The sequence below is a fragment of the Nocardia vinacea NBRC 16497 genome (assembly GCF_000308835.1).
In the GTDB taxonomy this organism is placed as follows: domain Bacteria; phylum Actinomycetota; class Actinomycetes; order Mycobacteriales; family Mycobacteriaceae; genus Nocardia; species Nocardia vinacea.
The window spans coordinates 1-23,984 of sequence record NZ_BAGN01000040.1; the positions used below are offsets into that span (position 1 = coordinate 1).

General features: G+C 65.4%; 26 protein-coding genes. 20 read left to right on the top strand and 6 right to left on the bottom strand.

Features of this window, described 5'->3' with window-relative positions; genetic code table 11:
• Positions 1-697, bottom strand: a 697-nt coding sequence (locus tag ON44_RS04580) for an enoyl-CoA hydratase-related protein (protein ID WP_051181518.1), incomplete at its 3' end; no start/stop codon positions are given.
• Between the two features lie 166 nt (positions 698-863).
• Here ON44_RS04580 and ON44_RS04585 point away from each other — a divergent pair.
• A complete protein-coding gene (locus ON44_RS04585; protein ID WP_040686540.1) occupies positions 864-2,111 on the top strand; it encodes a TetR/AcrR family transcriptional regulator in 1,248 nt (415 codons plus the stop codon).
• 281 nt (positions 2,112-2,392) lie between these two features.
• On the opposite strand, the gene ON44_RS04590 is transcribed toward ON44_RS04585, so the two are convergent.
• Positions 2,393-3,919 carry an aldehyde dehydrogenase family protein gene (locus ON44_RS04590; RefSeq protein ID WP_083897653.1) on the bottom strand — a complete coding sequence of 509 codons (1,527 nt, stop codon included), beginning with the start codon at positions 3,917-3,919 and terminating at the stop codon, positions 2,393-2,395.
• Positions 3,920-4,318: 399 nt separating this feature from the next.
• Here ON44_RS04590 and ON44_RS04595 point away from each other — a divergent pair, with 399 nt between their 5' ends.
• From ON44_RS04595 to ON44_RS04605, 3 genes are read left to right on the top strand one after another with little or no spacing between them, the layout of a single operon-like run.
• On the top strand, positions 4,319-5,326 hold the full coding sequence (locus tag ON44_RS04595) for an ATP-binding cassette domain-containing protein (protein WP_169338037.1): 1,008 nt from the start codon (positions 4,319-4,321) through the stop codon (positions 5,324-5,326).
• Between the two features lie 35 nt (positions 5,327-5,361).
• Entirely contained in the window at positions 5,362-6,144 is a 783-nt protein-coding gene (locus tag ON44_RS04600) for an ABC transporter permease (protein ID WP_373283126.1), read from the top strand.
• Entirely contained in the window at positions 6,141-6,995 is an 855-nt protein-coding gene (locus tag ON44_RS04605) for an ABC transporter permease (protein WP_040686542.1), read from the top strand. The genes ON44_RS04600 and ON44_RS04605 overlap by 4 nt, the downstream gene beginning before the upstream one ends.
• A 6-nt stretch (positions 6,996-7,001) precedes the next feature.
• Here ON44_RS04605 and ON44_RS04610 read toward each other — a convergent pair whose 3' ends face one another.
• A complete protein-coding gene (locus tag ON44_RS04610; protein WP_040686543.1) occupies positions 7,002-8,195 on the bottom strand; it encodes a lycopene cyclase family protein in 1,194 nt (397 codons plus the stop codon).
• A 188-nt stretch (positions 8,196-8,383) separates the two neighbouring features.
• Positions 8,384-8,860: a hotdog fold domain-containing protein gene (locus ON44_RS04615; protein WP_040686544.1), complete on the bottom strand. Its 477-nt coding sequence runs from the start codon at positions 8,858-8,860 to the stop codon at positions 8,384-8,386.
• A 685-nt stretch (positions 8,861-9,545) separates the two neighbouring features.
• On the opposite strand from ON44_RS04615, the gene rpsJ reads away from it, so the two are divergent.
• Genes rpsJ through rpsQ form a run of 11 tightly spaced genes read left to right on the top strand, consistent with a single transcriptional unit; the run spans position 9,546 to position 14,846 of the window.
• Positions 9,546-9,851: a 30S ribosomal protein S10 gene (gene rpsJ / locus ON44_RS04620; protein ID WP_003938093.1), complete on the top strand. Its 306-nt coding sequence runs from the start codon at positions 9,546-9,548 to the stop codon at positions 9,849-9,851.
• Positions 9,852-9,865: 14 nt separating this feature from the next.
• Positions 9,866-10,531, top strand: a complete 666-nt coding sequence (rplC, locus tag ON44_RS04625) for a 50S ribosomal protein L3 (protein ID WP_040686545.1) — start codon at positions 9,866-9,868, stop codon at positions 10,529-10,531.
• Positions 10,528-11,202 carry a 50S ribosomal protein L4 gene (rplD, locus tag ON44_RS04630; RefSeq protein ID WP_040686546.1) on the top strand — a complete coding sequence of 225 codons (675 nt, stop codon included), beginning with the start codon at positions 10,528-10,530 and terminating at the stop codon, positions 11,200-11,202. Before rplC ends, rplD begins: the two co-directional genes overlap by 4 nt.
• Entirely contained in the window at positions 11,199-11,504 is a 306-nt protein-coding gene (rplW, locus tag ON44_RS04635; RefSeq protein WP_040686547.1) for a 50S ribosomal protein L23, read from the top strand. Before rplD ends, rplW begins: the two co-directional genes overlap by 4 nt.
• A 33-nt stretch (positions 11,505-11,537) precedes the next feature.
• On the top strand, positions 11,538-12,374 hold the full coding sequence (gene rplB, locus ON44_RS04640; protein ID WP_040686548.1) for a 50S ribosomal protein L2: 837 nt from the start codon (positions 11,538-11,540) through the stop codon (positions 12,372-12,374).
• Between the two features lie 15 nt (positions 12,375-12,389).
• Positions 12,390-12,671 carry a 30S ribosomal protein S19 gene (gene rpsS, locus ON44_RS04645; RefSeq protein WP_040686549.1) on the top strand — a complete coding sequence of 94 codons (282 nt, stop codon included), beginning with the start codon at positions 12,390-12,392 and terminating at the stop codon, positions 12,669-12,671.
• A complete protein-coding gene (gene rplV / locus ON44_RS04650; protein WP_040686550.1) occupies positions 12,668-13,099 on the top strand; it encodes a 50S ribosomal protein L22 in 432 nt (143 codons plus the stop codon). The genes rpsS and rplV overlap by 4 nt, the downstream gene beginning before the upstream one ends.
• On the top strand, positions 13,100-13,909 hold the full coding sequence (gene rpsC, locus ON44_RS04655) for a 30S ribosomal protein S3 (RefSeq protein ID WP_040686551.1): 810 nt from the start codon (positions 13,100-13,102) through the stop codon (positions 13,907-13,909).
• Positions 13,910-13,912: 3 nt separating this feature from the next.
• On the top strand, positions 13,913-14,329 hold the full coding sequence (gene rplP / locus ON44_RS04660) for a 50S ribosomal protein L16 (RefSeq protein WP_014981662.1): 417 nt from the start codon (positions 13,913-13,915) through the stop codon (positions 14,327-14,329).
• The gene (gene rpmC / locus ON44_RS04665) at positions 14,329-14,568 is read left to right on the top strand and encodes a 50S ribosomal protein L29 (protein ID WP_040686552.1); all 240 of its coding nucleotides are present in this window, start codon (positions 14,329-14,331) and stop codon (positions 14,566-14,568) included. Before rplP ends, rpmC begins: the two co-directional genes overlap by 1 nt.
• Positions 14,565-14,846 (top strand): 30S ribosomal protein S17, encoded by a 282-nt coding sequence (rpsQ, locus tag ON44_RS04670; RefSeq protein WP_040686553.1) that lies wholly within the window; start codon positions 14,565-14,567, stop codon positions 14,844-14,846. Before rpmC ends, rpsQ begins: the two co-directional genes overlap by 4 nt.
• Before the next feature lie 118 nt (positions 14,847-14,964).
• On the opposite strand, the gene ON44_RS04675 is transcribed toward rpsQ, so the two are convergent.
• A complete protein-coding gene (locus ON44_RS04675; RefSeq protein WP_040686572.1) occupies positions 14,965-15,438 on the bottom strand; it encodes a hypothetical protein in 474 nt (157 codons plus the stop codon).
• Positions 15,439-15,569: 131 nt separating this feature from the next.
• Between ON44_RS04675 and ON44_RS04680 the strand changes: the two genes are divergently transcribed.
• The 5 genes from ON44_RS04680 (at position 15,570) to ON44_RS04700 (ending at position 21,386) form a co-directional block, all read left to right on the top strand.
• The gene (locus tag ON44_RS04680) at positions 15,570-16,778 is read left to right on the top strand and encodes a helix-turn-helix domain-containing protein (RefSeq protein ID WP_040686554.1); all 1,209 of its coding nucleotides are present in this window, start codon (positions 15,570-15,572) and stop codon (positions 16,776-16,778) included.
• Positions 16,779-16,782: 4 nt separating this feature from the next.
• Entirely contained in the window at positions 16,783-17,247 is a 465-nt protein-coding gene (locus ON44_RS04685) for an NUDIX domain-containing protein (protein ID WP_040686555.1), read from the top strand.
• Between the two features lie 45 nt (positions 17,248-17,292).
• Positions 17,293-18,543 (top strand): MFS transporter, encoded by a 1,251-nt coding sequence (locus tag ON44_RS04690; RefSeq protein WP_051181521.1) that lies wholly within the window; start codon positions 17,293-17,295, stop codon positions 18,541-18,543.
• Positions 18,544-18,726: 183 nt separating this feature from the next.
• Complete coding sequence (locus ON44_RS04695; RefSeq protein ID WP_157187051.1) at positions 18,727-19,173, top strand: EXLDI protein; 447 nt, start codon at positions 18,727-18,729, stop codon at positions 19,171-19,173.
• A 41-nt stretch (positions 19,174-19,214) separates the two neighbouring features.
• Positions 19,215-21,386 (top strand): MMPL family transporter, encoded by a 2,172-nt coding sequence (locus tag ON44_RS04700; RefSeq protein ID WP_083897655.1) that lies wholly within the window; start codon positions 19,215-19,217, stop codon positions 21,384-21,386.
• 241 nt (positions 21,387-21,627) lie between these two features.
• Here ON44_RS04700 and ON44_RS46490 read toward each other — a convergent pair whose 3' ends face one another.
• Positions 21,628-23,865 (bottom strand): hypothetical protein, encoded by a 2,238-nt coding sequence (locus ON44_RS46490; RefSeq protein WP_051181525.1) that lies wholly within the window; start codon positions 23,863-23,865, stop codon positions 21,628-21,630.
• Positions 23,866-23,984: the final 119 nt, after the last annotated feature.

Genomic DNA, 23,984 nt, shown 5'->3' on the forward strand with positions numbered 1-23,984 from the left:
CGGTGTCCAGCGCCGAGAGGGTTGCGGCGTTGAGCGCCTTCTTGGTGAGCTCGAGGGCGCGGCGCGGGCCCGCGGCGATCTTGGCTGCGGCAGCCTCGACCTTTGCGTCGAGTTCGTCCTCGGGAACCACGGCGGTGAACAGTCCGGCCGCCTTGGCCGAGGGCGCGGGGAGTCGTTCGCCGAGCAGGGCCATTTCGGCGGCCAGCGGGCGTCCGGCCGCGGCGGCGACCATGGCCGCCGCACCGCCGTCGGGCATCAGACCGATATTGATGAAGGCGAGCAGCAGGTAGGAATCCTCGGCGGCGTAAACCAGATCGGCGGCCAGCGCGATGCCGACGCCGACACCCGCGGCCGCGCCCTTGACTCGGGCGATGACCGGGATCGGTGCGTCCACAATGGCTTTCACGAGCCGGTTGGCCGCATCCATCACCATGTCCGAGGTGATGCCGCGCTGCGCCTCGGCGGCCGATGCGGAAAGATCGGCCCCGGTGCAGAAGTCGCCGCCCTCGCCGGTCAGTACGATCACCCGCACCGAGCGGTTCTCGGCGGCGGCGAGGAAGGTGTCACCGAGGGCGACCATTGTGTCGTAGTCGATGGCGTTCTTGCGCTTGGGCTTGGTGATCGTGACCCGGAGCACCTTGCCGTCGTGGACGGCACTGAAACCCGCGGGCGTGATCGCGGAATCCGGTTGGCTCATTTGGCGCTCCTGGTCTGGAAGTCGGCGGGTCTGGTTCTTTCGAGCGATCTGCAAGCAATCACTAGCGGGAACCATGAATGGTGGTTAACTTTGCGAATTGTGGTTAACTTAGGATGATTTGTCCGGCGCTGTCAACCAGCAGCGCCGTACCGGAACGGAGAGCTACATGGTCGCGGATCGCAGCGAGGTCGGTCTCGCTTCCGCGCGGCCTGACGCGGTTGGGAGCGGGACGGGCGCGGCGCAGGCACAGTCGGTGCGCCGGCGCCCGAAGGATCGCAAGGTCCAGATCATCCGAGCCGCCGCGCGCGCGTTCAGCGAACGCGGGTATTACCCGGTCGGCGTCGACGAGATCGCCGCGGAGGTAGGCATCTCGGGACCCGCGCTGTATCGCCACTTCGCGAACAAGTACGCGCTGCTGGTCGCGGCCGCGGAAGAAGGCGCACTGCACCTGCTGCAGATCGCGCGCGCCGCCGACGACCCGGATCTGGAGCCCGAACCCAGGCTCGACGCCCTGATCAAGGCGATCAGCGAACACACCATCGATATCCGCCGCGAGGCCGGACTGTATCGCTGGGAGCGGCGCTACCTGGAGGCCGAGGACCGCGCCCGGATCAGGAAGGTCTACGACGCGCTCAACTCGACGCTGGCCGAACCGATCGGACAGCTGCGCCCCACCGCACCGCCCGCCGATGTGGCAATGCTCGCCGCCGGGGTGCTCAGCGCCATCGCCAGCATCTCCTCGCATCGCACCACGCTCGCCACCGCCCGGCTGATGCCGCTGCTGCGCGAGATGAGCTGGTCGATCCTGCGCGCCGAACTGCCGCCCGCACCGACCGAGCCCCAGCCCGGACCGGCCACCCGCGGCCTGCCGGTCACCTCGAAACGCGAACAGCTGCTCACCGAGGCGATCCGGATCTTCGGTCGCCAGGGCTATCACGAGGCGAGTATCGAGGAAATCGGCGCGGCCGTCGGTATCAACGCCTCCAGCGTTTACCGGTACTTCACCAGCAAGGCCGACCTGCTCGCCGCCGCCTTCCATCGCACCGGCGACCGGGTGGCCATCGCGATCACCGAGGCGCTCGCCGAGGCCACCAGCCGTCCGGACGCGGTCCGGCGCATCGCCTACCGCCAGGCCCGGCTCACCTTCTCGATGCCGGAGATCATGCCGGTCTACTACGCCGAATTCAGCAATCTGCCGCAGGCCGAACAGCACAAGCTGCGCGCCATCCAGCGCCAGAACGTGCTGGAGTGGGCCAACCTGCTCGACGGCGATCCGGTGGAGGCGCGCTTCCGCGTGCACGCCGCCATCGCTCAGGTGATCGACGTGGGCCGATTGACCAAATTCGATCCCCGGCCCGAACAACTGGCCCGCGTCTGCGCCCTGATGGAGGCCGTACTTTTGGGCTCTGTCTGATTGCAGCGCCTTCGGCGCTGCGTGTTCGCGGCCCCCGGGTGTCTCGCGTCCGAGCCGTCGAGACTCGCGCCTGCGGCGCATGCGCTTCGACGACTCGGACGCGAGACGGGCCGCGAACGGTCGCTCGTAAGACTCGCTCCGTCGGGGTCACCGATAGCGGGGCGTTTGGCACCTGGTGCACGCGTGCTGGATGGTTGAGTCCTGCGACGTCGTCGCATGCGTTTCGACGGCTCGGACTCGCTCTGTCGCGGGTGCGGATTGCGTGATCCGCGCGCTTGGGGTCAGCTCAAGCGACCGTGGCGCAGCCGGAAGATGGCCTTGGCCGTGCGTAGATGCCGTGGGTGCCGGTCGAAGGTGGACAGATTCACCGCCGCCCGATACCGCTTGCGCGCGATCGCCAGCGTCCGGCTGAACTCGCGCAGTCCCTGATCGCCGTGATGGTGTCCCTGCCCGTATTCGCCGACCCCGCCGAACGGCAGGGCCGGAATACCGGCGTAGGTGGTCGAAGAATTGATGGTCACAACGCCGACCCGCAGCTGCTCGGCGAAGGATTCGATGCCGTGCACATCCCGGGTGAACACCGACACCGCGACACCATTGCCGACCGCATTGATCCGCTGCGCCGCCTCGTCCATATTCGCGACCCTGTTGACGATCAGCAGCGGTCCGATGCCCTCGCCGGTGATCGCGACGCTCTCCTCCGGCACTTCGGTCAAGACGATCGGTTCGATATAGGGATCGCGAATCGAATCCAGTCCGCCGACCACCGCGCGCCCGCCCCTGGCCAGTGCGTCGCGCACCTGTTTGCGCACCACGTCGACCTGCGATTCCAGAATCATCGGACCGTAGGACGCGCGCTTGTCCGCGCCGGGCCGCAGCCGCCGCGCCTGCTCGATCACCAGTTCCAGGAACCGGTCGTAGACGGAGTTGGCGACATAGGCCCGCTGGATGCCGGTGGAGTTCTGGCCCGCATTGGCCATCGCGCCGAATACCGCGGCCTCGGCGGCCTCGTCGAGTTTGGCGTCGACGTGAACCACCATGGTGCCCTTGCCGTTCCGCTCGACCACCACCGGCGTCAAGGTCTGCGCGCACAGTGTGATCACTTCGCGTGCGCCGGCATCCGAACCGGCATAGGCGATTTTGTCCACCTTGGCGCGACACAGCGCCGCGGTGGTGGCCTGATCGCCGGTAACGACCTGCAGCACAGGCTGATTCGGCGCGAGCTTGTTCCAGCTGTCGGCCAGCCAGACCCCGACGCCGGTGGTCAGCTCATCGGGTTTGAAAACCACGGCATTACCCGCGGCCATCGCGTAGGCGATCGAGCCCATCGGGGTGAACACCGGGTTGTTCCACGGCCCGAGCACCCCGACCACGCCGAGCGGCAGATAGCCGACCGACGCGTGCTGATTGCGGGTCAGCCAGGTGGAGCCGAGCTTGCGCCGATCCAGCACGCGTGCGGCATTGCGAGCCGCCCAATCCAGATTCTCGACGGCGAGCATCACCTCGATTACCGCGTCCGCCTGCGGTTTTCCGGTTTCCTCGCACAGGATTTCCACCAATTCGCCTGCGCGCCTGGCGATACTGCGTTTCCAGTCCAGTAGCCACCGTTTGCGGGCGTTGAATCCCAGTTCCGCCCACCATTTTTCGGCGGAGCGGGCGGCGCGCACGGTGCGGTTGATTTCGCCCGCGCTCATCACGGCATAGTTGCCGACTATTTCGCCGGTGCGCGGGTCATAGGACGTCAGCACGTTCGGTCGGCCCGATCCTCCCGTATGCGCTGCCAGTCTCGGCTGCGCGGTCTCGGCCATGGTCACCTCTCGCAGGGTCGATCCGCCGCAGGCCGCTGAACGCTTGGCGAATCAGCGCTGCCGCAAACGAGTGAGTGCGTGTTCCCCCGTCTAGCAGACTATGGTCGCCGCGACGGCCGGACAAGGTATCGCTACCGCCCCTACGCTGCCCCTCGAGGGCCGCTACCAGCGATGTTCTCCGGTCAGGTGGATCGGCGGAAAGAAATGTGAGTAAGGACACACTTAGGCTGCAGTCCGCTGGGTATGGCGCGGTCTGCCCTGTGGGGATGCCTCTGCCGGTAACATCACGCTTGGCAGCAGGGATCACCAACCGGGATGTATTCATGCCCACGCTCTTGGCGACCCGCGGTCGCCGCCCCGGGCCCGCGAACACCGCCGATCAGACACAGTGGAGAGTTGATGCCGAGCTTGAACCAAGCGGATTCGCATACCAGCGAGCCACCACCCATCGATGGTGGTGATGAGGTCGCGGTCGCGGTTGCGGATGTCCGGAAGTCATTCGGCGATGTGCACGCGCTGCAGGGCATCAGCTTCACCGCCGCACGGGCGAGCGTGCTCGGCATCCTCGGGCCCAATGGCGCGGGCAAGACCACCATGGTCAAAGTGCTGTCGACCTTGCTGCGCCCGGACTCCGGCACCGCCGTGGTCGCGGGCCACGATGTGCTGAAGGATCCGGCGGGTGTGCGCCGCTCGATCATGATGACCGGCCAGTACGCCGCGCTCGACGAGAACCTCTCCGGCCGGGAGAACCTGGAATTGTTCGGCCGACTGATGGGCCTGGGCAAATCGGCCGCCCGCAAGCGCGCCGACACTCTGCTCGAGGAATTCGACCTCGTGCACGCGGGCCGTCGCGCGGTGCGCCACTATTCCGGCGGTATGCGTCGTCGGGTCGATATCGCCTGTGGACTGGTGGTGCGCCCCGAGGTGGTGTTCCTCGACGAGCCGACCACCGGCCTGGATCCGCGCAGCAGGCAGGGCGTGTGGGATCTGGTGACCGCGCTGAAGAATCAGGGCATCACGGTGCTGCTCACCACGCAGTACCTCGAGGAAGCCGACGTACTCAGCGACAACATCATCGTCATCGATAAAGGCACGGTGATCGCCGAGGGCACCGCCGACGAACTCAAGGAGAAGACCGGCGGCAGCTACTGCGAGGTAGTGCCGCTGGTTCCGGCCCAGCTCGGCAAGGCCGCCACCGCACTCGGTGATCTGGTGCCCGCTGCCGTACTCGCCGACCTCGATGGCGGCGACCGGATCTCGATTCCCGCACCCGACGGCGCGACCACGCTGTCCGAGGCATTGCGCAGGCTCGACGCTGCCGGGATCCAATTGGCCGATATCGCGCTGCGCAGGCCCTCGCTCGACGATGTCTTCCTCTCCATCACCGGCCATTCGGGCGGCCACTAGTGAGTTTCACAACCGTCGAGCGGGCCGATTCGGCGCTGCTCTTCGCCGAGCTGCCCACGGCCAGGCTCTCCTACTTCGCGCAGTGGCGGGCGCTGGCCGGACGCATTGTGCGGACCATGGCCGTCAAGGGCGAACTGATCGTCGCGATGATCACCCCGCTGGTGTTCACGCTCGGCTTCTATCTGCCGCTGCGCTATGTCATGAAGTTCCAGGGCATCGATTACGCCCAGTTCGTCATGCCGATCATCGTGCTGCAGACCATGGCGTTCACGATGATGTCGAATGCGCAGCTGTCCGCATACGAGGCGCTGACCGGTCTGAGCACGCGACTACAGACGATGCCGATCGGCATGCTGGTGCCGTTGAGCGCGCGCATCGGTGCGGGCCTGGTTCGTTCGCTGACCGCGCTGACCGCGGCGATCATCTTCGGCTACATGATCGGCTTCCGGTTCGTCGCCGGACTCGGTCAGGCAGTGCTGTTCTGTGTGTTCTCGATCGCGGTCGGCACCGTGCTCGCACTCGGCGCGGACGCGCTCGGCAGCCTGACCAAGAGTCCGGAATCGCTGAGTCAGGCATTGACTCTGCCCACCTTGATCTTCGGCATGCTGTCCTGCGGATTCGTCCCGGAACGCAGTTTTCCGATGTGGATTCGGCCGTTCGTGCGCAATCAGCCGATCTCCCAGTTCTCCTTCGCGCTGCGCGATATGGCCCAAAACGGGGTGGCCTGGGACGTGCTGTGGGTGCCGCTGACCTGGCTCGGCGGTATGGCGATCGTCTTCATCCCGTTGGCGATCTGGGCGAGTGTGAGGCGGTCATGAGTTCTGTCGAGACCTTGGAGCGCACCGAGGTGGACGTATTCGACCCGCTACCGCGGGTGGCCACGCCATCCGAACGCGCGCTGTCGACCTGGCTCACGCACAGCCTGATCCAGTGCAAGCGGCTGCTGCTGGTGTGGGCGCGCGATCCCGCGACCACGATCCAGACGCTGATCTATCCGGCACTGACGCTTTTCATGTTCCGCGTCGTACTCGGCAATTCGATCACCGCGGCCACCGGTAAACCGAGCATCTACGGACAGGTCGCGTTGATCACCTTGGTCGCGGCGATGTCCGGTGCGGTGGTCAGCGCGCTCGGCTTCAAGGGTGAGAAGTTCACCGGACTGCTCGGTCGGTTCTGGACCATGCCGGTGCATCGGGCGGCCGGACTGACCGGCAGGCTGTTCGCCGAGGCGGTCCGCGTGCTGGTCACCACGCTGTTCGTGATCGCGGTCGGCTTCACCCTCGGCTTCCGCTTCGGGCAGGGGCCGCTGGCGGCCATCGCGTTGATCGGCATTCCGGTGCTGTTCGGTGTCGGCTTCGCGGTGCTGGTCACGGCGCTGGCGACCATTACCGAGGGCGTCATGCTGGTGAGCATTATCGGCATCGTCAACACCCTGCTGATGTTCTTCAATTCCGGGTTCGTGCCGGTGATCGCCTATCCGGTCTGGTTGCAGGACGTGGTCGCGAATCAGCCGATGAGCTGCGCCATCGATGCGATGAAGGGACTGTCCTACGGCGGTGCCGTCGCCGAACCCCTGTTGAAAACCGTCGCCTGGGTTCTCGGGCTCATCGTTCTGTTCGCGTATCCGGCGATCCGCGGCTACCAGCGCGCCGCCGAAACCGGCGCCTGACCTTCGTCAGCCGATCCGTCCCTCTTCGCGTTCGACTGCGGCGAAATCGAAACCGACCCAGCGGTTTCGATTCGTCCAGCCGACCAGGTCGTAGCGCCAGCGGAACGGCCAGGTGCGGGCGACGGTGTTGAAGAGGACGGCGCCGAGGACCGTGTAGTCGTCGTGGGCGGAGAGTAGGGCGCGCTGGCCGCGGGGCGAGGCGTTGAAGAACGTGTCGAACATGGAAATGGACTGTTCGGTGGTCAGGCGGCCCAGGCCCCAGAGGCCGCGCATGCGCATCCAATAGACCAGGCGGGCCTGCCACGGCCAGAGTTCGGCAATTGGGTCGCTGCCTTGTCGGAGCGCTGCGACGGCGGTGTCGACCAGGGCCAGCGAATCGGCCACGCTGTAGCCGGTGCAGGGATGCATCATGCCGCCGCGAGAGCCGAACGGAATCGCTTGGGCGGTGCCCTTTTTCGGCGGTGGCTGATCCAGTGGGTAGTGCGCGGCCTCGGTCGGCTCGGCGCCGGTGAGTCGAATGCCGTGTGCGGCAAGGCGGTTCAGCGTGCGCCTGCGCAACTCGTGCTGCGGCATGCCGCCGCGCAGGCCGAGGCTGGTCTCCTCGAAGATCACCGTGCCGTCACCGAGCGGGACGGCATAGAGGAACGACGGCGGCTCATCCGGTCCAGCGCCGTTCTCCGGACGCCAATCGAGCAGCAGACCCTCGCCCTCGGTCACCATGGGCGCGGCGGTTTCGGCGTCGACGAAGATGCCGTGTGCGCTGGCCGCGCGGCGCTGTCCGAGCGTCGGCAGCCCGCGGGTATCGAAAACCGTTGCGGCCCTGAGGGGCGTGCCGTCCGCGAGGTCCACCTCATGGGCCTCGACACGAGTTGCCCGCCCGGCGACAACGGTGGCGTCGTCGAGCGGCAGTGCATCGCGCAGTCCGATCTTCGACAGCACGCAGTAGGGGCGGTCGATTCGATGCTCGGCCTTCGTCCAGACCGTCGGCTTCGGAATGCGCACGGCAATGGCGCTCGACGGCAACCACTCCGGCAGCTCATCGATCCAGCAGGAGAACGTGGGCGGCCAGGGCCGCTCCGGCCGAGGATCGACGGCGGCGACGCGGAACCCGGCTCGCATCGCCCGATGCGCCAGCGCTCGGCCGGTCGGCCCGAGCCCGACCACGCAGAGGTCGAATTCCCGGACCGCCCTGTCACTCATATTCGGCATTCAATCCGCTCCCCCCGTGCGCCCGCAACAGTGTTCCCCGCCGGTGCGGCCAACCGCACACCTCTCATGTGACCTGCACACCCGCGACGGTGTGCAGGTCGCGCAGTGGGTATGTACGTCGCTGCGCGCAGGACACCGCCTGCCTCGGCGTTGGGACTTTGCCGCGCTCACGGTGTTGCCTACTTGGGGGTGATCCAGGTGGTGATGTCGGCGTGCACGACCTCGAGGCCGTGCTTGTCGTAGATGGCGACCGGGACGACGAGCTCTTGGCCCTCGGTGATCCGGGTGAAGTCGGGCACCTCGGCCAGCTTCGCCACTGCGCGCAGACCGGTCTCGGCCTTGGCCAGGTACTGCACATTCATGGCCTTGGGAATCCAGCGGTGCGTGTCGGGCACCGTGGCCTCGCTCAGCATGCCCATGGCCACCTCGGCCAGGTTGCAGGCCGCGATCGCGTGGAAAGTGCCCAGGTGGTTGTGGATACCGAACCACTTCGGCGAGGTCACCTCGCACAGGCCGGGCTCCAGCCGTACGACGCTCGGCAGCACCGTCCCGAAGTAGGGCACCCGGGCGACCATGCCGAGCGAGAACAGGGTGTGTCCCAGCCGGTTGTCCGGCAGCTTGTTCCAGATGCGATTGGTTGCGGTCGGTTTCGTCATGGTCCTATCTTACTCAGAAGTAAGTTTCCCAGTGGTGGGGGCGTGGCGGCGAGAAGGTCACGGCGCACGTCGATAGCTGCGGTTCCGGCAGTCGTATCTGCCCGGACGTTCTCGCGCCCCCCGTACCGCCCGTGATCGTCCGCGTCGCGGAAGTATGGGCGCGCCCGGGATTCACGCCCTGACCTGCTGGCGAAGTGTTGGTAGGGGGCGGATTTGAAGTCGCCAACGCGGTCGGGCATACTGTTCGGGTTGCCTTGCACCGGGTCATGCCGTTCGGCGGTTGTGGCGGGTGGCGAGGCGAGCAACACCCAATCGTGTACCTCGCTGGATATCCAGCGTGGGTGCGTCCGGGACAAACGTTCCAGGCCAGGTGAAGTTTCGAACCGGGGCCGAGGAATGAGCGGCTGCGTTGAATTCCGATCAAAGATCGGCGCGACACGCCCGACCGCGTGGACCGGAGAACCATGACAGATGAACAGCGGCGAGGATCGGGCACGTCCCGGTCGCGGTCTCACTGTGTTGGATTTTGCCCGAGCGGGGGCCCTGCGTAGTTACGCAGGCTGCCTCCTCCGGGCCTGATCCACTCGGGCTGGGACGTCTTCGTGTGTTCGGGCTGTGCAATTGAAGGTGGTACGGAAGCCGGCTTCCGGATCACGAACGATAAGCGGAGAAAAGGACACTTAGCGTGGCGGGACAGAAGATCCGCATCAGGCTCAAGGCCTATGACCATGAAGCGATCGACGCGTCCGCGCGCAAGATCGTGGAGACGGTGACCCGCACCGGGGCCCGTGTGGTCGGGCCGGTGCCGTTGCCGACCGAAAAGAACGTGTACTGCGTCATCCGTTCGCCGCACAAGTACAAGGACTCGCGCGAGCACTTCGAGATGCGGACGCACAAGCGGCTGATCGACATCCTCGACCCGACGCCGAAGACGGTTGATGCCCTCATGCGCATCGACCTGCCGGCCAGCGTCGACGTCAACATTCAGTGACGGGGACTCGAGATATGACTGACAACAAGAACAGGCCGGCGGCCGGCATCCTGGGCACCAAGCTCGGCATGACCCAGGTGTTCGACGACAAGAACCGCGTCGTCCCCGTGACCGTCATCAAGGCCGGACCGAACGTCGTTACCCAGATCCGCACCGTGGAGCGCGACGGCTACAGCGCCGTCCAGGTCGCTTTCGGCGCCATCGACCCGCGCAAGGTGAACAAGCCGGTTTCCGGCCAGTTCGCCAAGGCCGGTGTCACCCCGCGCCGCCACGTCGCCGAGATCCGTGTCGCGGACGCCTCCACCTTCGAGGTCGGCCAGGAGATCAACGCCGATGTCTTCGAAGAGGGCGCCTACGTCGACGTCACCGGTACCAGCAAGGGCAAGGGCTTCGCAGGCACCATGAAGCGCCACGGCTTCCGTGGTCAGGGCGCTTCGCACGGTGCACAGGCGGTGCACCGTCGCCCGGGTTCCATCGGTGGTTGCGCCACCCCCGGCCGCGTGTTCAAGGGCATGCGCATGTCGGGCCGCATGGGTAACGACCGCGTCACCACGCAGAACCTGTCGGTGCACAAGGTCGACGCCGAGAACGGCCTGCTGCTGATCAAGGGCGCGATCCCGGGTCGCAAGGGCAGCGTCGTGACCGTCAAGAGCGCAGTGAAGGGTGGTGCGCACGCATGACCAGCGTCGAGAAGAAGACCAACCTGACCCTCCCGGTCAAGGAACTCGGCGGCAAGACCAACGGCACCGTCGAGCTCCCCGCGGAGATCTTCGATGCCACCGCGAACATCTCGTTGATGCACCAGGTCGTCGTCGCGCAGCTCGCTGCCGCACGTCAGGGCACGCACGCGACGAAGACGCGCGGCGAGGTCTCCGGTGGTGGCAAGAAGCCGTACCGCCAGAAGGGCACCGGTCGCGCTCGTCAGGGTTCGACCCGCGCGCCGCAGTTCACCGGTGGTGGCACCGTGCACGGTCCGCAGCCGCGTGACTACAGCCAGCGCACCCCCAAGAAGATGATCCGCGCCGCGCTGCGTGGCGCCCTCTCGGATCGTGCGCGCAACGAGCGTATCCACGTGATCACCGAACTGGTCTCGGGTCAGACCCCGTCGACCAAGACCGCGAAGTCGTTCCTGTCCGAGCTGTCGGACCGGAAGAAGTTCCTGCTCGTCCTCGGACGTGAGGACATCGCGGGCTGGAAGAGCGTGCAGAACCTGGAGTTCGTGCACCCGATCGCGCCGGATCAGCTCAACACCTACGACGTGCTGGAAAGCGACGAAGTGGTGTTCAGCGTCGAGGCCTTGAACGCCTTCGTGCACGGCCCCGCCGAATCCGCACAGGAGGAGAGCAAGTGACCACGATCGCCGACCCCCGCGACATTCTGCTGGCGCCGGTCATCTCGGAGAAGTCCTACGGACTGATCGAGGAAGGTACCTACACCTTCATCGTGCACCCGGATTCCAACAAGACGCAGATCAAGATCGCCGTCGAGAAGGTCTTCGGTGTGAAGGTGACCAGCGTCAACACCGCCAACCGTCAGGGCAAGCGCAAGCGGACCCGCTTCGGTTACGGCAAGCGCAAGGACACCAAGCGCGCGCTCGTGACCATCTCGGCCGACAGCAAGCCCATCGAGATCTTCGGAGGCCCGGTCGCGTAAGCGCCTGGGAATCCAGAAAGCAGAGAAGAACTCATGGCAATCCGTAAGTACAAGCCGACTACGCCGGGCCGTCGTGGCTCCAGCGTCTCGGACTTCGCTGAGATCACTCGGTCGACCCCCGAGAAGTCGCTGATCCGCCCGCTGCACAGCAAGGGTGGCCGCAACGCCCACGGTCGCATCACCACCCGTCACCGCGGTGGCGGCCACAAGCGTGCCTACCGTCTGATCGACTTCCGTCGCCTGGACAAGGACGGCATCCCGGCCAAGGTCGCGCACATCGAGTACGACCCGAACCGCACCGCCAACATCGCGCTGCTGCACTACGTGGACGGCGAGAAGCGCTACATCATCGCCCCCAAGGGCGTGGTGCAGGGCACCCCGATCGAGTCCGGCCCGACCGCCGACATCAAGCCGGGTAACAACCTGCCGCTGCGCAATATCCCGACCGGTACCACGGTCCACAATGTGGAGCTCCGTCCGGGCGGTGGCGCCAAGCTGGCCCGTGCCGCGGGCATGAGCGTCCAGCTGCTCGGTAAGGAAGGCCCCTACGCCACGCTGCGTATGCCCTCCGGTGAGATCCGTCGCGTCGACGTGCGCTGCCGCGCCACCGTCGGCGAGGTCGGCAACGCCGAACAGTCGAACATCAACTGGGGTAAGGCCGGCCGTATGCGCTGGAAGGGTCGCCGCCCCACGGTCCGTGGTGTCGTCATGAACCCGGTCGACCACCCGCATGGTGGTGGTGAAGGCAAGACCTCCGGTGGTCGCCACCCGGTCTCGCCGTGGGGTCAGCCGGAAGGCCGCACCCGCAAGCCCAACCGTCCGAGCGACAAGCTCATCGTCCGCCGTCGCAAGACCGGCAAGAAGCGCTGAAGGAGGAGGTAAGAAATGCCACGTAGCCTCAAGAAGGGCCCGTTCGTCGACGACCACCTCCTCGCGAAGGTGGACGTTCAGAACGAAAAGGGCAGCAAGCAGGTCATCAAGACCTGGTCCCGTCGTTCGACCATCATCCCCGATTTCATCGGTCACACCTTCGCCGTCCATGACGGCCGCAAGCATGTGCCGGTGTTCGTCTCGGAGTCCATGGTCGGCCACAAGCTGGGCGAGTTCGCGCCCACCAGGACGTTCAAGAGCCACGTCAAGGAAGACCGGAAGAGCAAGCGGCGATGAGCGAAGCGAAGAGCAAATCAGCGCAGGGCAGCACTGAGACTCAGAACCCGACTGCCCACGCGACGGCGAAGCACGTTCGCGTCACCCCGATGAAGGCTCGCCGTGTCGTGGACCTGGTCCGCGGCAAGCGGGTCGAGGACGCCCTCGCGATCCTGAAGTTCGCGCCGCAGGCCGCGAGCGAGCCGGTCGCCAAGGTCGTGGCCAGCGCTGCGGCGAACGCCGAGAACAACCTCGGCCTGAACCCGTCGACCCTGGTGATCTCGACTGCCTACGTCGACGAGGGCGCGACCATGAAGCGTTTCCAGCCGCGGGCCCAGGGCCGCGCGTTCCGGATCCGCAAGCGCACCAGCCACATCACCATCGAGGTCGAGAGCGTGCCCACCGCCGGTGGATCCACTCGTAACCGCCGGAAGGGAGGGGCAAAGTAAATGGGACAGAAAATCAATCCCCATGGCTTCCGCCTCGGTATCACCACCGACTGGAAGTCGCGTTGGTACGCGGACAAGCAGTACGCGGACTACGTGAAGGAAGACGTCGCCATCCGCAAGCTCCTCGCCACCGGCATGGAGCGGGCCGGCATCTCCAAGGTGGAGATCGAGCGCACCCGTGACCGGGTTCGCGTCGACATCCACACCGCGCGTCCCGGCATCGTCATCGGTCGCCGCGGCGCCGAGGCCGATCGCATTCGCGCCGAACTGGAGAAGCTCACCAAGAAGCAGGTGCAGCTGAACATCCTCGAGGTCAAGAACCCCGAGTCGGATGCGCAGCTCGTTGCCCAGGGTGTCGCCGAGCAGCTGTCCAACCGTGTGGCGTTCCGTCGCGCGATGCGCAAGGCCATCCAGTCGGCCATGCGTTCGCCGAACGTCAAGGGCATCCGGGTGCAGTGCTCGGGCCGCCTCGGTGGCGCCGAAATGTCGCGCTCGGAGTTCTACCGCGAGGGTCGCGTCCCGCTGCACACGCTGCGCGCGGACATCGACTACGGCCTCTACGAGGCCAAGACCACCTTCGGTCGCATCGGCGTGAAGGTCTGGATCTACAAGGGCGACATCGTCGGTGGCAAGCGTGAGGTCACGGCCGCGGCCGCGCCCGCCGCTGGTGACCGCCGCGAGCGTCGGGAGCGGCCGAGCCGCCCGCGTCGGTCCGGTTCCGCAGGCACCACCGCGACCAGCACCGAGGCCGGGCGTGCAGGCGCTGCTACCGCGGTTGCCGACGCCCCGGCAGAAACACAGGAGGGCTGACGCATGTTGATGCCACGGAAGGTCAAGCACCGGAAGCAGCATCACCCGAGCCGCAGCGGCATGGCCAAGGGCGGCACTTCGGTCGCGTTCGGTGAATTCGGCATCCAGGCTCTCGAGCCCGCCTACGTCACCAACCGGCAGATCGAGTCCGCGCGTATCGCGATGACCCGCCACATCAAGCGTGGCGGCAAGATCTGGATCAACATCTACCCGGATCGCCCGCTCACCAAGAAGCCGGCCGAAACCCGCATGGGTTCCGGTAAGGGCTCGCCGGAGTGGTGGATCGCGAACGTCAAGCCCGGACGCGTGATGTTCGAAATGAGTTACCCCAATGAGGAGATCGCTCGTGAGGCCCTGCGCCGCGCGATGCACAAGCTCCCCATGAAGTGCAGGATCGTGACCAGGGAGGAGCAGTTCTGATGGCTACCGGTACACCGGCCGCAGAGCTCCGCGAGCTCAACGAAGAGGAGCTCGTCGCCCGCCTGCGCGAGTCGAAGGAAGAGCTGTTCAATCTGCGCTTCCAGATGGCGACGGGTCAGTTGGACAACAACCGTCGCCTGCGCGTCGTGCGTCACGAGATCGCGCGCATCTACACGGTCATGCGTGAGCGCGAGCTCGGCCTGGCCTCGGCACCCGCTGGCAAGGGAGATGCGGCATGAGTGAAGAGAAAGTGACCCCCGAGGTCAAGCGCGGCACCCGCAAGGTCCGCATCGGTTACGTGGTCTCGGACAAGATGAACAAGACCATCGTCGTCGAGCTGGAAGACCGTACGCGGCACAAGCTCTACGGCAAGATCATTCGCTCCACCACCAAGGTGAAGGCGCATGACGAGAACGAGATCGCCGGTGTCGGCGACCGCGTCCAGCTGATGGAGACCCGCCCGCTGTCCGCCACCAAGCACTGGCGGTTGGTCGAGGTCCTGGAGAAGGCCAAGTAGCCGTAGCGACTGCTTGCAGGTCGCTCGAAGCGGTCAGCCTTTTCCGGCGGTAAAGCAAAGGCCCGCTTCCCATTTGGGAAGCGGGCCTTTTTCATATTTGCTCAGCGGTTCGGATTATTCACCCGGTCCGCTGTGGAACCGGTCGATCGCTTCGATCGAATATCGCCGCCAGCGTGGTGCTGATGACGTTCGACAGTATTGGCAGCAATTGATCGCGGCTCGGTGGATTGATCCAGTGCGCCCCTTCGCGGGTCCAGCGCCCGAGGCTTGTCGGTATCATCAGCGCGCTGCCGACGGCCGGCACACAAATGTTTTTGCGTGCCAGCAGTTCCAGGACTTGATTACCCGGGGAGTAGTCCACGGCCGCGACGAAGGTCCAGCGGATCTGCCGCGCCAGCACTGGGCCGGGAGTTCCCTGCTGTACCAAGGAATTTCGGACTTTTTCGGCCAATAGCTTGGGCATGTGGACGATGCCCAGATGGTTCGTCACCGGCAGCATGACGTAACCGCCGCGTTCCTCCGCGGGGAGATGAAACTGTTGGCGGTAGTAGTCCGCCCAATCGACGACGCTCTCGAGTTCCTCGGTGTCCACGGTGGCCTTTGTCCCGTTCAGCACTGATGTCGTTTGGTTTGCAAGTAGCCTGAGGCCGGATCAGATGTATGCCCGGAATATCTTTCCGGGATTGTTGCCCAGCCGAGTCGGAAGATTGTGTTGTGCGCGGAATGACCCAGAACCTCACCATCGGTGAGCGGGTGTCTTGGTACCGGCGGCGTCGCGGTATGTCCCAAGACGTGCTAGCCGGTCTTGTCGGGCGGACAGACGATTGGATGAGCAAGGTCGAGAACAATCGGATTCCGCTGGACCGCTTGTCGGTGATCCGCCTGCTCGCAGACGCACTGGATGTTTCGCTGGGAGATCTGATCGGTGATCCGAGTCTGTTGGATTGGACCACCGACAGCGGGAGTTCGACCATCCCCGCACTCCGGGCCGCGTTGATGGACTACAGCCATTTGATGCCTGCGCCGGTGCCCGCTCGTGATCCGGACTCGTTTCAACTCCCCGCACTCGAACGGGAGCTGAGTGGTGTTTTCGATGCCTATCAGGGGGCCAGGTTCGGATTTGTGGCGGGTCGATTGCCCGGCCTGTTGTCGGCCGCGCTGGCGGTCGCTCAGCGAGCGGGGGACGAATCCGGCTACCGGCTGTTGGCGCTGTGCTATCAGGTGGCGGCCTCGGTGTTGACCAAGCTCGGCGAAACCGATTTGGCTTGGAACGCCGCGGAACGCGGTCTCGCGGCGGCTCAGCGAACCGATGATCTCGCGATTGTCGGTTCCCTGATGCGATCTGTCGCTTTCACGGTGATGTCTACGGGCCGTGTGCAACCCGCTGTCGATCTGGTCGAAGCCGGGGCTGCCTACTTGCAGCCGTACCTGCATGAGGGTCGCGACGACATGTTGTCGGTGTATGGAACGCTGCTGCTCGTCGGCTCGATGGCAGCCGCGCGGAGCAATCGTCGCGACACCGTGCAGGAGTTTCTGGCCGAGGCCGATGTGGCCGCGCGGAAGCTGGGTGGTGATCGGAACTGCCTGTGGACAGCGTTCGGACCCACCAATGTCGCGATCCATCGAGTCAACACGGCGATGGAACTCGGCGATGTGCAGATCGCGCTTCGGTTGGGTCCCGGGCTGGATACCTCCGCCCTCCCGGTGGAGCGCCGGATTCGGCACCAACTCGAGCTCGCTCGCGCGTTCAATCTGGCCGGCCGCCAGCAGGATTCGGTGTCGGCTCTGCTCGACGCCGAGCAGGCGGCCCCCGAACAGGTTCGCCATCATTACCTCAGCCGACAACTCGTACTCACCTGGATGCGCAACGCGCACGGCAGTCCTTCGTTCGTCTTGCAAGCCTTGGCCCAACGAATGCACGTCGTGAGGTGAACCAATGACCAATGCGGACAATCGGTTTGCGTGCGCACGCCTGGCGGCGGGAGCGCTCTTCGTGCGCGGCGATGAGGTGCTGTTGGTGCACAAGACGTACGGCAGCGGTTGGGATATTCCGGGCGGGTATGTCGAGCCCGGGGAGTCGCCAGCTGCGGCCTGCCGTCGCGAGATTCGCGAAGAGCTCGGAATCGACCGTGCGCCAAGGTATTTGCTGGTTCACGATTGGGCACCGAGCGAGGGTGAAGGCGACAAGGTTCTCTATGTTTTCGATTGTGGCGATATCGGATCCGATGAGCGAGCCATCAGCCTCCAGGAGACCGAACTCGACCGCTGGGCGTGGGTCGCGTTGTCGAAGCTCGATGACTACCTGATCCCGCGGCTCGCCCGCCGACTGCGGCAAGCCCATATCGCGCGTTCCATGAGCCGTACCGTCTACCTCGAACACGGTGAGCCTGCGCCGAACTGATCCGGCCTCGACCAGGTGCTTGGTTGCACGCCGTCGGATCGAATCATGGGATTAATCGGTGGCGTGCGGGTGGGCGGGCATGGGACGCTCGGTCGAGTGCGGTCCTATCGGGAGGTATTGGCCAACTCGGCGGTGCGCAATGTGCTGCTGCTGGGTGTGATGGTTCGCATTCCGTTCTTCGCCGGGTCGGTATTGCTCGCATTGCATGTGGTGCAGACGTTGCACGGGTCGTATGGGCAGGCCGGGGCGCTGAGCTCGGTTGTCACGCTCTGTGTTGCGGCGAGTGGGCCGTGGCGTGGGCGGATGCTCGATCGGTTCGGGCTGCGACGGACGATTCTGCCGTCGATCGTGGTCGGGGCGGTGTGCTGGTCGATCGCGCCGTTCGTCGGGTATGGGGCGCTGTTGGTGCTGGCGGCGGTCGCCGGGCTTTTCGATATTCCGATTTTCACGGTGGTTCGGCAGGCCGTGATCGCGACGACCACCGAGCAGAGCCGACAACCGGCGCTGGCACTGGAATCGGTGTCGGTGGAGATGGCGTTCATGGTCGGGCCGGTGCTCGGTGTCGCCGCCGCGACAGCTTGGTCGACGACGCTCACCCTGTTCGGGATGCAGATGGCGCTGGTGTTGGCGGGAGTCTTTGTGTGGGTCCGCAATCCGCCGCTGCGCTGCGATGACAAGGGCGGGGATGGTAAGGCAGAGGACGCGACGGTGCCGCGGCGCGAATGGTTCCGGGTCGAGTTCGTCGCGCTGTGCATGGGCGCGTGTGTGGCGATCGCGGTGCTCGCGGGTTCGGAATTGACATTCGTATCCGCGATTCGCGAGTTCGACGCACAGCGGTGGCTCGGCGTCGTCATGGCGGTCTGGGGTTTCGGTTCGCTGGTCGGTGGGCTCGTCTACGGCGCGTTGCACCGACCCATTTCGACGTACGTGCTGCTCGCTGGGCTCGGCGCCGTCACCATTCCGATGTGCTTCGCCGTCGGTCCGCTATCGCTGGCCGTGACCGGGCTCATCGCCGGAGCGCTTTGTGCGCCGACACTTGTCGCATCCGTCGACCAGTTGAGTCGAATTGTTCCGGAGGGCGGGCGCGGCGAGGCGATCGGCTGGCACGGCGCCGCGATGACGCTCGGCAACGGCATCGGCAGTTCCCTCTGCGGCGTCGCGATCGACGCGGGCGGATTCCCGGCGGGTTTCGCGGCGGCCGCATTGCTCGGGCTCGGGCTCGGAATCGGGCTGTCGCTGCTGGTCAAGGTGGTGCGTCGGGTCGACCGGGAGGGGCAGCCTGCCAGGGCGCTCTGAAGTCGCTCGACACAGGTCTTGCGTTATACGTATACATCTACTTATAGTGATTCCCGACGGGTGCCGATGAGCAGGCTCGAGGCGACCGGAAAACGGCAGATCAACTCACCGCAGCGGACCGAATCGGGTCCGCTGGCGTCGAACCCATGCTTTTTTGCATATCTATTTATGAGACGGGGAATCATGACAGCGGATTCGAACGCACCGACCGACACTGCTTCGGACGTGGCCACGATCAATATCGACAAGAACGCCTCGGATATGCGAGATGTGCTGCTCGAGGTCGGTCCCGGCGGTCTGCGCAGGCAGCGCTTCGTCGGGCGAAAGCTCAGTGAGACAAGGGAATTCACTAAATCTGGAATCGAAGTGATCCGGGTCTACCTGAGTCGCAAGGGCAAATACGTAGTGCATCGGCAGCGGGCCGACTGGATGGACTTCGCACTGACGAACTGGACCAAGGATCTGAAGAACTGGCGCGAGATCTTCGACGTCGCCGACCAGACCTGGGGTGACTACACGGTGGACATCGTCGACTCGGTCGAGGAACTCGCCGGGCAGATTCCGGCACGCATCTACCGCGAACTCGTCGGCACCGCGACGAGTCCGAAGATCGACGAACTCGACATCTGAGACCGGTCCGCTCGTTCGGACCTCGAAAGGACTTCTCCCACATGTTCGCTCGACTGGGCGCGATCGTTGTGCACAACCCGTGGAAGGTGATCGGTCTCTGGCTGTTCATCGTGATCGCGGTGGTGGCCTCGGCGCCGCAACTGAAATCGACCACCGATCAATCCGAATTCCTGCCATCGCATTACGAGTCGATTCAGGCAATGCAATTGCAGCAGAAGGCATTTCCACAACAGCAGGCGCCCGCGGCGCTGCTCGTCTTCGTCCGCGCGGACGGCGCACCGCTGTCCGAGGCCGATTCGGCGAGCGTGACGGCGATCGCGTCGAAGCTCGACGACCAGAGAATCAAGGACGTCATCGGTATACAGGCCGTTCCTGCCTCGGAGAACCGGTTGGTGCAGATCGCCGCCGTGCAGATGACGAAGGTGACCAATGCGGGCGATACGACGCAGAGCGATGCGGTCGAGAAACTGCGGGACGCATTGCGTGATCAGGTGCAGGGTTCGGATCTGAAGGCGGGCGTCACCGGGCAGGCGGCGCAGATGCTGGACCAGACCGAGTCCGGTGAAAAGGGTATGGCCATTATCGGTATCGCGACAGTGGTGCTGATTCTGGTGCTGCTGCTGATCATCTTCCGCAGTCCGGTGATCGCGCTGCTGCCGATCGTCGTGATCGGCGCGATTTCCAGCACTGTCGGCGGCCTGATCGCGATGGTCAGCAAGGCCTTCGATCTGAAGGTCGACAGTTCGGTGAATTCCATTCTGCTGGTGGTACTTTTCGGTGTCGGCACCGACTACATCCTGTTCCTGATGTTCCGGTACCGGGAGCGACTGCGCGCGGGCGAGGATCCGAAGACCGCGATGGTCAGTGCGGTCACCAAGGTCGGCGAGGCGATCACCTCGGCGGCGGGTGCGGTGATCATCGCATTCATGGCGCTGACCCTGTCCACGCTGGGCATGTTCCGTGCGCTCGGTCCCGCGCTGGCGATCGCCGTGGCGGTGGCGCTGCTGGCTGGACTCACGCTGGTGCCCGCCGTGGTTTCACTGTTGGGCACCAAGGTGTTCTGGCCGTCCAAGGCGTGGCAGCAGGAGCCGAAGGGTGCGCGCTTCGGTGCGATCGGCGCGGCGATGGGGCGGCGCTCCGGTGTGTTCGCGGCGGTGTCCGGTGGGCTGCTGGTGGCCCTGGGCGTGTTGGCGTTCGGCTTCCATCCCACATTCGATCTGAGCTCGGGCTCGACTTCGGATTCCTCCGAATCGACGGTCTACAACAAGGAATTGCTCAAGGGGATGCCCGCCGGGTCGACCCAGCCGTCCGAGGTGCTGTTGCATTCGGACACCGGGGCACCGCTCGACAATGACCAGCTCACCGCTTACCGAGCTGTACTCGCCGCGGTGCCGGGTGTGAGTCAGGTTGGGGCGCCGACGGTATCGAGTGACCGACTGGCCGCCGACTTCCAGGTGACCCTCAATGGTGCGCCCGAATCGGATGCCGCGCTCGATACGGTGCGTGACCCGCTGCGGGACGCCGCGCATTCGGCGGCACCCGCGGGCACTACCGCAGTGGTGGGTGGCATCTCGTCGGTGTATGTGGACTTCCAGGACGCGATGGTCCACGACTACAAGATCGTGTTCCCGGTGGCGGCGATTCTGATCATGATCGTGCTCGCACTGCTGCTGCGCAGTCTGGTGGCGCCGTGGTACCTGATGGCCTCGGTCTTCCTCGGCTTCGCCGCGACGCTCGGTGCCGCGGTACTGGTTTTCCAACACTTCCAGGGCAATTCCGGACTGATCTTCACCCTGCCGGTGATCATGTACCTGTTCGTGGTGGCACTCGGCACCGACTACAACATTCTGATGGTCGCTCGCTTGCGTGAGGAGGCGCGGGCCGGAAACGAGCCGAAACAGGCTGCGGCCCTTGCGGTTCGGCACACCGGTCCGACCGTCGCCGCCGCCGGTGTGATCCTGGCGGGCACCTTCGCCTCGATGATGTTGGCGGGCAACAATGTGCTGTCGCAGATGGGCTTTGCGATCTCGGTGGGCATCGCGATCGCCGCATTCGTCATGGCGATGTTCTTCACCCCGGCGGTGACCGCGCTGATCGGGCACCGGGCCTGGTGGCCGGGGCACGGGGATCGGGATTCGAAGGGTGAATCCGAGGGGAAGTTGCAGGAAGCGCGCTCGGATCAGTACGTGTACTCAAATACGTACAACAACTAGGGATACGAGCAGGCGGCGGCAATAGGCCTGGGAACACAATCAGTCCAGCCGCTGAGTGAACAGGGCCGTCCGACTCGGGATATCCAAGTCGGACGGCCTTTCTCGTCGTCCTCAATGCTCGTTGCCGCATACCCAGTGACTACCTCGCATACGGTGCAAGCTTTGTGAGGTAGTCACTGAGTATGCGTGAGCAGGGATCACCGAACGCCGCGCTGCTGACGGCTGCGGCGGCGAGGTCTAGTTAGCTGCTGATCGCGTAGGGGCGGCGGACTCGTCGGGCGAATTCCAGGACTTGGGCGATGGCGGTGCGGGAGAGGCCGACTTCTGCGCCGATGCTGGTTGGGGTCCAGGATTGGTCGGCGAGCATGAGGATTTCGGCGAGTTGTTCCACCGGGATGACCGAGAGGCCGCGGCCCGCGATTGCACGGGCGACCGACCACACCTCGACATCATCGCTCTCGGAGCCGAGATTCTCGGTCAGCAGGTCCTCGGCCGAAAGTGATTGCACGACTTCGCTGATCACCTCACTGGTGGTGCGGCGAGCTGCGTCATCCGGAACGAGTTGCTCGACCTCGTCCTCGGACGCTGCGGTCTGGGCCTCATGATCTGTTGCGTTGTTGTCCGCGCTCGAAGGGAGGTGAACCTCCATCGCTCGCGTGATTCGTTCGGCCGGGGTGGGAGTCGAGGAACCGTGAGTAGCGCTCTCGGGTTCGGCGGATGCGCTTGTGCGCGTGGAGGTTTCGGTGTGAACGCTGGACTTCGCGGGGCGGGGAGCGTCAACTACCGTGCCCGCGGTGCGAGAAACCGTGGCGCGACCAGTGTCGGCCTCTGCGCGGCCCTGTGGTGTGTGGGCGGTGTCGTCACTGGATTGTCGTGCCGGCTCGACAGTCGCCGTATCGAAGATGCTCAGCTGCGACTGCGCAGGGCGTGCTGCGGCCTTCTGTGATTCGACCTCTCCGCCAATAGAAGTCGTGCTCGCGTCGCTAGTCGGCGCGGCCGCAGGTGCCGTCCGGGCATCGCCGATTTTCTCGGAGGCCATGGCCTCGTCGCCAGCGGAAGCAGTAGTCGCGGACGTGGTACCGATGTTTGCGGCCGCGCGCTCATCAGTGGCAGTCACCACAGTCTGGGAATCGAATCCGGTCGGCGCAACAGTCGTGTGCGCGTCGCGAGTGTTCACCGGTGCCGTCGTTGACTCGACACGCACGGTGGCATGAGGCGCGCGCTGACTGGCGCTCGCGGCGGCACCGGGTGCGATGCGCTGATCGACGTCGGCGGCGTGCGATGCGTTTTCGCCGAAGGCGTTCGCGGCGGTGGCCGATGCTTGCGCAGGCCGTGTGCCGTTGGCGTCGGTAAAGGTTCGCGCGGTGTCAGGGATCGAATCCGACCCATGCGCCGAGTGCCCGGACCGGTAGTCCTCGCTCGGGATCTGTTGGGTGAGACGGCCGTTCGTCGAGCGAGTGCTCTGCGCGTGGTACACGAGGGTTTCCGTGCAATCGAGGCGCGAGACGGGAACCGCCTCGGGTTGCGCGGCGCGCATCGCGGCCTCGGTGAGGTGGGGATCCATATCGACCGGGAATCGGACTCCGGCTTGGTCGAGCAGGGGATCGAAACCCTTGGCGGCGAGCAGTTCTCGACGGTCGGTGGGTTCGTCGCGGAACGTGTCGATGGGTGCGCCGCGTTCGGTGGTGACTCGGTGCCGGGGCGGCAGGTCGGGTTCGTCCTCGACCATCGGGACACTGTCGATGAGCAGGGCGTATCGCGCGGAAACCCAGGCGTGCAACCAGATCACGACGCCGACCATGACCGGGGCGATCGCGTATTCGGCGGCCTGGCCGAAGGATCCGGCGGCCAGGTGCGGGCCCGCGTTGAGTGCGACGGTCGTGCCGAGTAGCGCGGTTTCGAAGAAGACGACCTTGCCGCGGTCGAGTTCGCGGCCCCAGCGGGCGGCCGTCGTCGCGGCCACCATGATGGTGATGATCGGGATCGAGATCATCGCCTCGATTCCATAGCTCAACCAGTACAGGGGATCTGCCATATTCCCGCTGGGTACCAGGTTGTGCTGCACATTCACCCCGGCCCACACCATGCCGAGCACCACGACTGCGATCAATGCACGCGAGGACCATTCGGCGCGCCGGTACAACTGGGCAAGGCGCGCATCCTGATTCGAGACTCGCCGCCGCGCCGCCAGTGCGCGCCGATGCCAGCGCGCATCCGCGTCGTCGGCGCGCTGGATGGCGGATACGGTCCGCCGGTTGCGCTTCTCCGCAGCGAGTTCGTCCTGGACGGCCCGTTTCCGCTGTCCCCGTCGCTGCGCCCGAACCCATTGCGCGAGTTCGCGTTCCGCATCGATCTCGGCATCCGACAGCGCCTGAACCAGCGCCGCGTCGTCCTGTAGCGGCAACCGCCCCCGCGCGTTCGCGACCCGCTCGGCCAATGCGGCGATCTCGGACCTACCGGTCGACTGTTTGTCGCGCATCGCGAGCCTTCCCAGGAGCAGGTGTCATACCGACGCAGACCTACATGCTCGAACATATGTGTGATCGCACCGAGATTAAACCGCTACCCGCCCGAGGTCAATGCTGGGCACCCCGAAAA

Coding starts and splice junctions, on each gene's coding strand:
- ON44_RS04585 (WP_040686540.1), top strand. CDS start 864: ATGGTCGCGGATCGCAGCGAGGTCGGTCTCGCTTCCGCGCGGCCTGAC.
- ON44_RS04590 (WP_083897653.1), bottom strand. CDS start 3,919: ATGGCCGAGACCGCGCAGCCGAGACTGGCAGCGCATACGGGAGGATCG.
- ON44_RS04595 (WP_169338037.1), top strand. CDS start 4,319: ATGCCGAGCTTGAACCAAGCGGATTCGCATACCAGCGAGCCACCACCC.
- ON44_RS04605 (WP_040686542.1), top strand. CDS start 6,141: ATGAGTTCTGTCGAGACCTTGGAGCGCACCGAGGTGGACGTATTCGAC.
- ON44_RS04610 (WP_040686543.1), bottom strand. CDS start 8,195: ATGAGTGACAGGGCGGTCCGGGAATTCGACCTCTGCGTGGTCGGGCTC.
- ON44_RS04615 (WP_040686544.1), bottom strand. CDS start 8,860: ATGACGAAACCGACCGCAACCAATCGCATCTGGAACAAGCTGCCGGAC.
- rplC (WP_040686545.1), top strand. CDS start 9,866: ATGACTGACAACAAGAACAGGCCGGCGGCCGGCATCCTGGGCACCAAG.
- rplD (WP_040686546.1), top strand. CDS start 10,528: ATGACCAGCGTCGAGAAGAAGACCAACCTGACCCTCCCGGTCAAGGAA.
- rplB (WP_040686548.1), top strand. CDS start 11,538: ATGGCAATCCGTAAGTACAAGCCGACTACGCCGGGCCGTCGTGGCTCC.
- rpsS (WP_040686549.1), top strand. CDS start 12,390: ATGCCACGTAGCCTCAAGAAGGGCCCGTTCGTCGACGACCACCTCCTC.
- rplV (WP_040686550.1), top strand. CDS start 12,668: ATGAGCGAAGCGAAGAGCAAATCAGCGCAGGGCAGCACTGAGACTCAG.
- rpsC (WP_040686551.1), top strand. CDS start 13,100: ATGGGACAGAAAATCAATCCCCATGGCTTCCGCCTCGGTATCACCACC.
- rplP (WP_014981662.1), top strand. CDS start 13,913: ATGTTGATGCCACGGAAGGTCAAGCACCGGAAGCAGCATCACCCGAGC.
- rpmC (WP_040686552.1), top strand. CDS start 14,329: ATGGCTACCGGTACACCGGCCGCAGAGCTCCGCGAGCTCAACGAAGAG.
- rpsQ (WP_040686553.1), top strand. CDS start 14,565: ATGAGTGAAGAGAAAGTGACCCCCGAGGTCAAGCGCGGCACCCGCAAG.
- ON44_RS04680 (WP_040686554.1), top strand. CDS start 15,570: ATGACCCAGAACCTCACCATCGGTGAGCGGGTGTCTTGGTACCGGCGG.
- ON44_RS04685 (WP_040686555.1), top strand. CDS start 16,783: ATGACCAATGCGGACAATCGGTTTGCGTGCGCACGCCTGGCGGCGGGA.
- ON44_RS04690 (WP_051181521.1), top strand. CDS start 17,293: ATGGGATTAATCGGTGGCGTGCGGGTGGGCGGGCATGGGACGCTCGGT.
- ON44_RS04695 (WP_157187051.1), top strand. CDS start 18,727: ATGACAGCGGATTCGAACGCACCGACCGACACTGCTTCGGACGTGGCC.
- ON44_RS04700 (WP_083897655.1), top strand. CDS start 19,215: ATGTTCGCTCGACTGGGCGCGATCGTTGTGCACAACCCGTGGAAGGTG.
- ON44_RS46490 (WP_051181525.1), bottom strand. CDS start 23,865: ATGCGCGACAAACAGTCGACCGGTAGGTCCGAGATCGCCGCATTGGCC.